Origin of the sequence: [Scytonema hofmanni] UTEX 2349 (assembly GCF_000582685.1) — a bacterium.
Taxonomy (GTDB): Bacteria; Cyanobacteriota; Cyanobacteriia; order Cyanobacteriales; family Nostocaceae; genus Hassallia; species Hassallia hofmanni.
The window spans coordinates 5234126-5244204 of sequence record NZ_KK073768.1; the positions used below are offsets into that span (position 1 = coordinate 5234126).

General features: G+C 43.0%; 7 protein-coding genes. 6 read left to right on the forward strand and 1 reads right to left on the reverse strand.

Annotated features, from left to right (window positions below; translation table 11 throughout):
- Window positions 1-72: 72 nt before the first annotated feature.
- A complete protein-coding gene (locus tag TOL9009_RS0128965) occupies window positions 73-2082 on the reverse strand; it encodes an S-layer homology domain-containing protein (protein ID WP_029636833.1) in 2010 nt (669 codons plus the stop codon).
- A gap of 441 nt (window positions 2083-2523) precedes the next feature.
- Here TOL9009_RS0128965 and TOL9009_RS0128970 point away from each other — a divergent pair, with 441 nt between their 5' ends.
- The 6 genes from TOL9009_RS0128970 to TOL9009_RS49765 all read left to right on the forward strand — a co-directional run.
- Complete coding sequence (locus tag TOL9009_RS0128970; RefSeq protein ID WP_029636835.1) at window positions 2524-3414, forward strand: alpha/beta fold hydrolase; 891 nt, start codon at window positions 2524-2526, stop codon at window positions 3412-3414.
- Between the two features lie 404 nt (window positions 3415-3818).
- A complete protein-coding gene (locus tag TOL9009_RS0128975) occupies window positions 3819-5516 on the forward strand; it encodes an AAA-like domain-containing protein (protein WP_029636837.1) in 1698 nt (565 codons plus the stop codon).
- Between the two features lie 299 nt (window positions 5517-5815).
- On the forward strand, window positions 5816-6433 hold the full coding sequence (locus TOL9009_RS0128985) for a type I restriction endonuclease (protein WP_029636839.1): 618 nt from the start codon (window positions 5816-5818) through the stop codon (window positions 6431-6433).
- Between the two features lie 211 nt (window positions 6434-6644).
- Window positions 6645-7061 carry an element excision factor XisH family protein gene (locus TOL9009_RS0128990; protein ID WP_029636841.1) on the forward strand — a complete coding sequence of 139 codons (417 nt, stop codon included), beginning with the start codon at window positions 6645-6647 and terminating at the stop codon, window positions 7059-7061.
- A complete protein-coding gene (locus TOL9009_RS0128995; RefSeq protein ID WP_029636843.1) occupies window positions 7049-7384 on the forward strand; it encodes a XisI protein in 336 nt (111 codons plus the stop codon). Before TOL9009_RS0128990 ends, TOL9009_RS0128995 begins: the two co-directional genes overlap by 13 nt.
- Before the next feature lie 176 nt (window positions 7385-7560).
- A partial coding sequence (locus tag TOL9009_RS49765) for an AAA-like domain-containing protein (protein ID WP_038296673.1) occupies window positions 7561-10079 on the forward strand: 2519 nt, incomplete at its 3' end.

Below are 10079 nucleotides of genomic sequence, written 5' to 3' on the forward strand. Positions count from 1 at the left end.
AAAAGGTAATAACTTTTACCCTTTACCTTTTGTCTTTGTCTTGTTAGCCTCTACGACAAAGGAGATGTCGTATTACTTTTTACTGCCTGGAGTTCGTCCACCTTCATCGTTGCTACCACCATGCGGACGAGAATTGCCAGGGTCGCAGCCTTCAGCACCATTACCGATTCCTTGGTTACAATGACGACGGGTTTTTTTATCATTGTCGTCATCGTCGTCATCACGCTGCTGAACTTGCGCTTGTTCTTTTTGTCCCACAGCATACTGCGAGGATATATCTGCAACTTCGCCGGTGCTAACTAATGCTTTATATAGCAATGCAGAGACTTCGGCTCTAGTTGCTACCTTTTCAGCATTGATAGACTCGATATTCGGATAATTGACTACGATACCTCGTTGGGTTAGTGCTGCGATCGCATTCCTAACGTCACTACGAATGCTGCTAGCATCGGTGTAAGCTGTTAAAATGCTCTCGGTGGAACCACTGAATGTATAGTTGAGTCCGCGTGCAATTGAAAGCAAAATTTCCAGGCGAGAAAGTTTAGCGGTAGGGTTAAACTGATTGCCAGAAGACGTTAAAAAGCCCGTTGCATAAGCTTCGCGGATGGCACTATAAGCCCAGTAGCTGCTAGAAACATCATTAAATTTGATGGCATTGCGGATTTTTACTTTTTCAAAGGCTTGACTAATCATCGCCGCAAATTGAGCGCGAGTCACTTGTTCATCTGGACGGAAAGTCCCATCGGGGAAACCTTCGAGAACTTCCATTGCTGCTAACTCAGCAATAAAATCTTTTGCCCAATAATTTGTCGCTACGTCAGAAAACTTGACTTGGATACCGTTCGCGACTCCTACCTCGCGATATTCCATCATCATTTTGGCAAGGTCAAAGTTAGAGTTATCCCTAACATCATTTACCTGTACCAAACTGCCAGGAGCAGCTTTCAAAGCCGCTGCTAAAGTGGAACTAAAGACACTCATTGACTGACGCACCACAGCAAACTCACCTTGGGTAAAGGAAGCGGGATAAACGCTATTTGCTGTAACCGATAAACCTTCTGCTTGAAATTGGCTTACTTTGATTGTCCGAGGACTGCTGAGGAAGCTGACATTTTGATTATTCACTTCGGTGAAATAATCGTAAGTAGTAGTTCCCGCGTCAATCATGCCGTCCATGTCTGCATCAACACCGTAGACAGTACGAACAACTTTGTATTCTGTTGGGTTTGATGACAAAATCAGGTTAACCATTGTGTTTGCCGATAAAGCTTCAAACTCGCTGTAGCCAATAAAGCGGTTTTGGGTATCATACAAGCGAACAACAATGCGATCGCCTGCTTTGAATCCTTTAACAAATTTGCTTGATTGTTTAATCTTGCATTTGTAATCACCCAAAAAGCGCTCTTTTAAGTAACCTTTGCCACGTTTCGGCTTGATGGATATGCGAGTAATTACTTCCGAAAAGTTACCAGATGGTTGCCAAATCCCAAGGCTAAAACCTTTTGTTTTCGCTTTAACTGAAGAAACATTAGCAGCGCTGACTTGAGTGCGTCGTTGGACAGTAGTAGAAGTCCGTCGCATCCTCGTTGCAGTCATAGCTTGAGTTGATCCTTCATCCAGCTTGGCAACTTTTCCTGATTCGTCAGTGCGATACACCCACATTTGCTGTTCATTCGCAACAACTACTTCCCAACCAGTAACTGTAGATTGAGTGCAAATTGCATCTGATTCTAAACCCAAACAGCCATTTGACCAACTTTGCTTTTGTGCCTTCACAACGCGCAAAGAAGACATTTCTACTTCCCCGCGCTGGGATATGTCTTGTAAAACCGCTGATTTGACAGTTTGTGGCAACTCTGTCTGAACCTGTTTGCCATCATCGTCATCATCGTCATCGTCATCATCGTCATCATTGGACTCATCAGCCACAAGTTGTTGATTTGGGATATTATTAAGTTTTTGTTCGGCTGTGGTAGAGAACCCTGAAACTGCATAAGCCATTGGTGAAGTTATTGCCACATAAGCAGCAGCAAAAAAGACTTTGCCAAAATGAGCCAAGTAACTATAATTTTTGTTTTTCATCTCACACCGTAACAACCGGGTAGAAAGTTTAATGGGAAAAAATCTTCCCTCAGCTATTAATCCCGTGGCAGATGAGAAATTAACATTTAAATAAATATTTTAGGAAACTTAACATTCGTAGTGAGCGGTTTACCGCTCATATCTTCAGTTTTAAGAGATAAAGCCGCTTACTACGTGAGGGAGCGTTTATTTATGCCCATTTACTTATTATTCACTTCCTCCACACTTAAGCTCAGAGCAGCTGCAATCTGTTCCATACTCAATCCCAATTCCAACAACGGGAGCATCCCACCTTTTTGAATCAATACCCTGGAAGGGTATCGCTATACGAACAAAGCCCGCCTACGCGGGCTAAATTAGGCGCATCTTCATACAGAAATTGTATAACTCATACACATCAGAGATATTACTATTAATTTAAGCGCTTTATAAATCTTAATAATGACTGTAATTAACGAGCATCTAACAACAACGACCTTTGAAAAACTCTTCTGGACTTGGAAGGACTACAAAATTCAGTATACCGTCATGGGTACAGGTCGCCCCTTAGTACTGATTCATGGCTTTGGTGCTTCGATTGGACATTGGCGGAAAAATATCCCGGTTTTAGCAGCATCAGGCTACCAAGTATTTGCTATTGACCTATTGGGTTTTGGTGGTTCTGATAAGCCGCCATTGAATTACAGTTTAGAAGTATGGGTGGAATTGCTGAAAGATTTCTGCACAACGCATATAAACGAACCTGCGGTATTTATCGGGAACTCTATTGGCGCACTTTTAAGCTTGATGGTGGTGGCAGAACATCCAGAAATTGCTGCTGGTGGTGTTTTGATTAATTCTGCGGGTGGTTTGAGTCATCGTCCTCATGAATTGAATCCGCCGTTACGCGTTGTCATGTCAACGTTTAATAGGTTAGTGGGTCATCCAATTACAGGGAAATTTGTTTTTAATCGCATCCGTCAAAAGACGCAAATTCGCCGGACTTTATATCAAGTTTATCGCGATCGCCAAGCTGTGACTGATGAATTAGTTGATTTACTTTACGCTCCCTCTTGCGATCCGGGAGCGCAGCAAGTTTTCGCTTCTATCCTCACAGCACCTCCGGGTCCCGAACCTGCGGAATTGTTGCCCAAAGTGAAGCTTCCCTTGTTGGTAATTTGGGGTGCAGACGATCCTTGGACACCAATCACCGGGGCAAAGATTTACGAGGAGGCAGCTAAGAATGGCAAAGAAATCAAAATCGTTCCCATTCCTAACGCCGGTCATTGTCCCCACGATGAAGTGCCAGATTTGGTAAATCCGCAAATTATCGAGTGGCTTCTTCAGCTTTAATACTGGTCAGATCCCGTTTGGTGATTAAAGTTGCCTCGTTACCAATCTGGGAGGGGGAAAGGGGAAAGGAAAAAAGGGGAAAGGTTAAGAAGTCATTCGCGATCGCGTATTGCAGTTTTTTCTTATATGACCCCCTATACGGGTTTGAAGCCCCTCCCTTAAAGGTGTGTCAATTTTGTTTGGTTCTTCAAGGAAGAGGACAAAATTTCTTCCCTTTCCCCTTTCCCCCTCTTCGTGAACAGGTTTCATCTTGGTAGCGATCGCTTAAATTCATATTTTGACAGCACTGAAGTGCTGACTACATTTTTTTAAATTTAAGTAATGTGGTATCAGTAATTCATCGCAAGTAGGCTGTAGTAAACTGCATCTAGGAGAAAGCCTGTGTTCAATCTTGTGGTAGTGTCGTGAAGAAAATTCTGATTTTGTCAGCAAATCCCACGAATACAAATAAGCTGCGTCTGGATGAGGAAGTACGCGAAATTGAAGCAGGGTTGGAACGCTCCAGAAGCCGAGATCAGTTTCAAATCATCAGTAAATGGGCAGTGCGTTCTAACGATTTACGTCGTGCATTGTTGGATCACAAACCTGAGATTGTTCACTTTAGCGGACATGGAGCGGGAAGTCAAGGTTTAGCTTTGGAAAATAACTCAGGACAAATGCAGCTGGTAAAAACTAAGACACTGGCAGGGCTATTTGAGTTATTTGACAGTATAGAATGTGTCTTATTAAATGCTTGTTATAGTGAAGCGCAAGCGGAAGCGATTTACCAACACGTTGAGTGCGTGATTGGGATGAATCGAGCAATAGGCGATCGCGCTGCAATTGAATTTGCTGTAGGGTTTTATGATGCCCTTGGTGCTGATAGATCCTATGAGGATGCTTATAAGTTTGGTTGTTTGACTATTGATTTAGAAGGCATTCCGGAATCTTCTACCCCAGTACTCAAAAGCAAAAACAATGGAAAAATTACTCCACAGCAACAGCCGAAGCAAGATGAGGTGGAAAATTCAGCTTCAAGTCGGGAAGCTGTTATAGTACCAAAACCTAAGCTCGAAGAGATTATATATAAGCTGATATCTCCCTTAGAACAACCAGAAGGGCAAATACCTTTAGATTCTGCCTATTATATCGATCGCCCGCCAATTGAAACAGATTGTTATGAAAGTGTTCTCAAACCAGGTGCCTTGATTCGGGTTAAAGCTCCCCGACAGATGGGCAAAAGTTCGTTAATGATGCGAATCCTCGACCACGCAAGCAAAGAAAGCTATAAAACTGTTTCTTTGAACTTTCAGTTAATTGATGGAGAATTGCTCGGCAATTTGGATCTTTTCTTACGGTGGTTCGCTGCAAGTATTAGCGATGCGTTGAATCTGCCAGAGAAGTTGGAGGAACATTGGCAAGGGGTTTTGGGTAGTAAAAATAAGTGTACAAATTACTTTCAAAGATATTTATTACTTTCTATTGACACCCCGGTAGCTTTGGGTTTGGATGAAGTTGATGAGGTTTTCAATCATCCAGCGATCGCTAATGGTTTTTTTGCACTATTACGAGCTTGGCACGAGCAGGCAAAAAACGATCCTGTCTGGAAAAAGCTTCGGTTGATAATTGTGCATTCTCAAGAAGTTTACATCCCCCTGAATATCAATCAATCGCCTTTTAATGTGGGATTGCCCATTGAATTGCCAGATTTGAGTCAAGAGCAGGTGCAAGACTTAGTGCAACGACATGGAATTAATTGGACTGGAGAACAAGTTAAACAATTAATGACGCTTGTTGGTGGTCATCCTTATTTAACGCGGGTAGCTTTGTATCAAATTGCTCGTGGTCGGATGACGTTGGAGAAACTTCAGCAAATCGCACCGACTGAGGAAGGACCCTACAGCGACCATTTGCGGCGTCATCTGCTAAATTTGCAGGAAAATGCAAAACTACTAGCTGCATTCAAGCGTGTGCTATCGGTAGATTCACCTGTAGATGTGGGGACAGCAGAAGCTTTTAAACTTCGCAGCATGGGGTTAGTAAAGTTTCAGGGGAACGAAGTGATGCCGTTGTGTCAATTGTACTGTGAATATTTTGGCGATCGCTTGGGAATTAAAAGTTAATACTGCATGGCAACCCGTTTATCGAATTCGGGCAATCGTTTATTGAATTCGGGCAGTCGTTTATTGAATTCGGGCAGTCGTTTATTGAATTCGGGCAGTCGTTTATCGAATTCGGGAAGCCGTTTATCGAATTCGGCGTGTCCATAACGCACCATACTGGGGTATCTAGTGGTCTGTCAATTTTATTTTGACGGTTAGAGAGACGCGATAAATCGCCGTCTCTACAGGGAATCTATCCATCAATTATTTATTGACAGACTACTAGACATGATATTACTTAAAATAAAAGCCCCAGATAAATGGTTCAAGTTATTCAAGCAAAAGATATTACCCTAGCCCAGCTAGTCGAGAGATTTAGTCTACAACGTGCAGATGATGACTTTTTCCCAGAGTGGCAGGAGGATTTGCCAGAGTTGAATGACTTAGAAAAACAATCTCTCAACCAAGTCAAAGCCGAATATCTCCATTTATCTCAATATCAAATTTTAGAACCTGTAGTCAAGATGGTGGTATTATCGCCATTATTGCGTCTGGCTGGTTTCTATCAACCGCCTTTCTACATTGCCTCGGAGGAAGAAGTCGAAATCGTTTCTGAAGATGAAGGTACGATTATTCGAGGACGCATCGACATTCTGGTTTTCCAACCTTTATTCTGGGTGCTGGTAGTTGAGGCAAAACGGGCTGATTACTCTTTACAGGTAGCAATTCCCCAAGCATTGGCTTATATGTTGGGTAATCCTGACTTGGAAAAACCTGCATTTGGTTTTGTTACCAATGGTCGGGAGTTTCAATTTATTAAGTTGATGAAACAAGGTATACCCAAATATGCTTTATCTTATACATTATCGCTAAATCGTGGCGATGATTTACATAGTGTTGTCAGGTCGTTAAAGCGCCTTGCTCAAATTGTAAAGTAGATAGTAAATGTCTGTCGCCATGTAAAATAAGTAGGTGGGTGTTAAGAAACATAACTATGTTTCTGTCATTGTGTTCGCGGAGCGTCTCGTAGAGAGGAGGCACGACGTTCGCGCAGCGTGTCGCAGACAAGCAATTCCCTTGCGGTTACGGACTTTTGACATTTTGTTACATAGCTAGATTTATTCGTGCCTACCTACTTACATAAAAAAGGTGATGGCTAAGGACAAGTTTCACGATGCGGTTAAAAATGGCTTAATTAAGGAAGGGTGGATAATTACAGATGACCCATTGTATTTAGTTTTTGGAGGTGTTGATTTATATGTAGATTTGGGTGCAGAAAAAGTAATTGCTGCCCAAAAAGAAAATCAAAAAATAGCTGTTGAGATCAAAAGTTTTCTCAGCTACTCGGTAATTACAGATTTTCATCAAGCTGTGGGTCAGGTGATGAATTATCGATTAGTTCTGCAACAGAAAGAACCAGACCGTATTTTATATTTGGCTGTTCCTGCTGATGCTTATAAAACTTTTTTTCAGTTAGAATTTACTCGTCTAGCGATTCAGAATTATCAACTAAATATTATTGTTTATGATATTGAACAGGAGACGATATTACAATGGAAAAATTAGATATTTATCGCAATCATATTGAAACTTTGCTGAAGGAATATAGCAATTACAAGCCTCGTTATGGTGATGTAGAAGTGCAGCTAATTTTTGACCGAGAACGCGACCACTATCAATTAATGAATGTGGGTTGGGATGGCAATGAACGCATCCGAGGAGCAGTTTTACATTTAGATATTAAAAATGGAAAAATTTGGATTCAGCATGATGGAACTGAAGGGGGAATTGCTGGTGATTTGTTAGAGTTGGGGGTTCCTTCTGAGGATATTGTTTTGGCTTTTCAAGCTCCTGCGAGAAGGAAGTATACGGATTTTGCTGTAAGTTAATTAGGACTTACGCAAAAAGACCAAAAAACGAACCGCAGAGAGCGCAGAGGAAACAGAGGAATAAGAGTTTGAGAGAATTTTTGCGTAAGTCCTGTTAATGTATAACTGTTCACAGGATTTGAAACGCAGTGAAAAGCGAAAACTTCCTATTTTCCAGATGGTAGATTGATGTCGCCATGAAACCTGAATTAACCGCAGGCTACGAATATCAAGTTGGGGGCAGTCTCCCGACTGATGCCCAAACCTATGTCAAACGTCAAGCTGACAAAGACCTTTACGAAGCGTTGAAAGCGGGTGATTTTTGTTACGTTCTCAACTCGCGGCAGATGGGTAAATCTAGCTTGCGGGTGCAGACGATGCAGCGGTTCCAGGATGAAGGGTTTGCCTGTGCGTTGATTGATATTACGGCTATTGGTACATCTGATATTACCCCAGAGCAATGGTATGCGGGGGTGATTGATTGTATGATTAACAGTTTTAATCTTTATACAAGCTTTGATTTAGACCAGTGGTGGACTGAAAACGATTTGCTGCCACCTGTTCAGCGTTTGGGCAAGTTTATTGAGACGGTTTTGCTCAAGAGAGTTACAGATAATATTGTCATATTTATTGATGAAATTGATAGTATTCTCAGCGTTCCCTTTAAGACGGATGATTTTTTTGCCCTCATCCGCGATTGTTATAACCGTCGCGCTGATAACCCCGCTTACAACCGCTTGACTTTTGCTTTATTGGGGGTTTCTACCCCTTCCGATTTGATTCAAGATAAGCGTCGGACACCTTTTAATATTGGTAGAGCGATCGATTTAACTGGGTTTAAGCTTGAGGAAGCGGAACCTTTAGCGAAGGGACTCGCGGTGGTGGGTGAACCGCAAACGGTGATGGAAGCGGTGCTTTATTGGACAGGGGGACAGCCGTTTTTAACGCAGAAGGTTTGTAAATTGTTACTGCAAGCTGCGAGTAGAGACGCGATTAATTGTAGAGACGCGATTAATCGCGTCTCTACAAGAGGGGGAGAGGGGGAGGAATTTAAAATACCGAATCCTCAGGCTTTTGTCGAGTCTGTGGTGAGAGAGCGGATTATCGTAAATTGGGAAGCGCAGGATGAACCGGAGCATTTAAGAACCATCCGCGACAGAATTATGCACAGTGGGGAAAAGCGAACTGGACGCCTGTTGGGGTTGTGTCAGCAAATTGTGACTTCTGCCGGAACCTCTCCCCTAACCCCTCCCCTGCAAGGGGAGGGGAATGCCGGAACCTCTCCCCCAGCCCCTCCCCTGCGAGGGGAGGGGAGAAATCATACTCCCCCTTCCCTTGTAGGGAAGGGGGCTGGGGGGTTAGGTCAAAATCTCGGCGAGGGGGGGATTGACGCTGATGAGAGTGCGGAACAAACGGAACTGCGGCTGACGGGGTTGGTAGTGAAGCGGGATGGCAAGCTGCGAATTTATAATCGCATTTACGCTGAGGTATTTAAACGAGAATGGACTGAAAAAATACTTGCAAAACTGCGTCCCTACTCTGATACGTTGAATGCTTGGGTTGCTTCTGAGTTTCAAGATGAGTCGCGCTTGTTGCGGGGAAAAGCTTTGCAGGATGCTCAAAGTTGGGCTGCGGGTAAAAGCTTGGCTGATTTGGATTATCAGTTTTTTACTGCTAGCCAGAATTTAGATAAGCGGGATGTTCAGAAGCGACTGGAAGCGGAAGAACAAGCAAAGCAGCTTTTGACTGAAGCAAATCGCAAAGCTAATCAGCGGATTCGCGTCAGTTTTGTGATATTGGGGCTAACTATTGTCGGTGCCGTGGCATCTTTGTTATTTGCAGGGTATCAATTAGAGCAAGCACGCGAAGCAAAAGCAGAAACAGAAACCGCGCAAACACAATTAAAAAACGCCAAAACAGAAACCGCAGCAACTACGCTAGATAATCAACGAATATCGGGAGAAAATCAGAAGCTAACGCAAAAGGCTGCACAAACACAAAAGAATTATGAAAAAGCAGCGAAAAATCTGGCAGGAGCAAACACCCAAGTCAAACAGGCACGGGAGAAGCTGCAACTAGCAAACAATAACGTTGCAGAAGTTAAGAAACAGGCAGAGCAAGCAACTTCACAGAAACAGCAGGCACTGCAACAAGCGCTAGATGCTCAAGGAAAACGCAAACAAGCAGAAAGCCTGCGTCAAAAAGCAGTTGCAGATTTAAATCGGGCAAGGCAAGAAGAACAGCAGGCAAAAAAGGATCTCCAAAGTGCGAAGATTGCCCGAACAGAGGCAGAAACAGCCCGTAAAAATGCCTTAACCGGTACGCAACTGGAGCGAGAGGGAGCGTATGCGTTGCAAGTGTTTGATTCAAACGAAATTGATGGGCTGGTATTAGCAATGCAGGCTTCTAAAGAATTGAAAAGTCTGGTTAAATATAAAAAATCTTTGGCAGATTATCCGGCTTACAGCCCTTTGTTTAGTTTACAGACGATTTTGCTGAAGATTCGCGAACAAAATCGCTTGGAAGGGCATAGCAATTCGGTATATAGCGTTACTTTCAGCCCAGATGGGAAAACTCTCGCTTCTGCAAGTTATGACAAGACCATCAAACTGTGGAATCTGGAGACGAAAAAAGAAATCACTACCCTCAATGGGCATAGTAGTGGGGTATTGAGCGTTACTTTCAGCCCAGATGGGAAAACTCTCGCTTCTGCAAG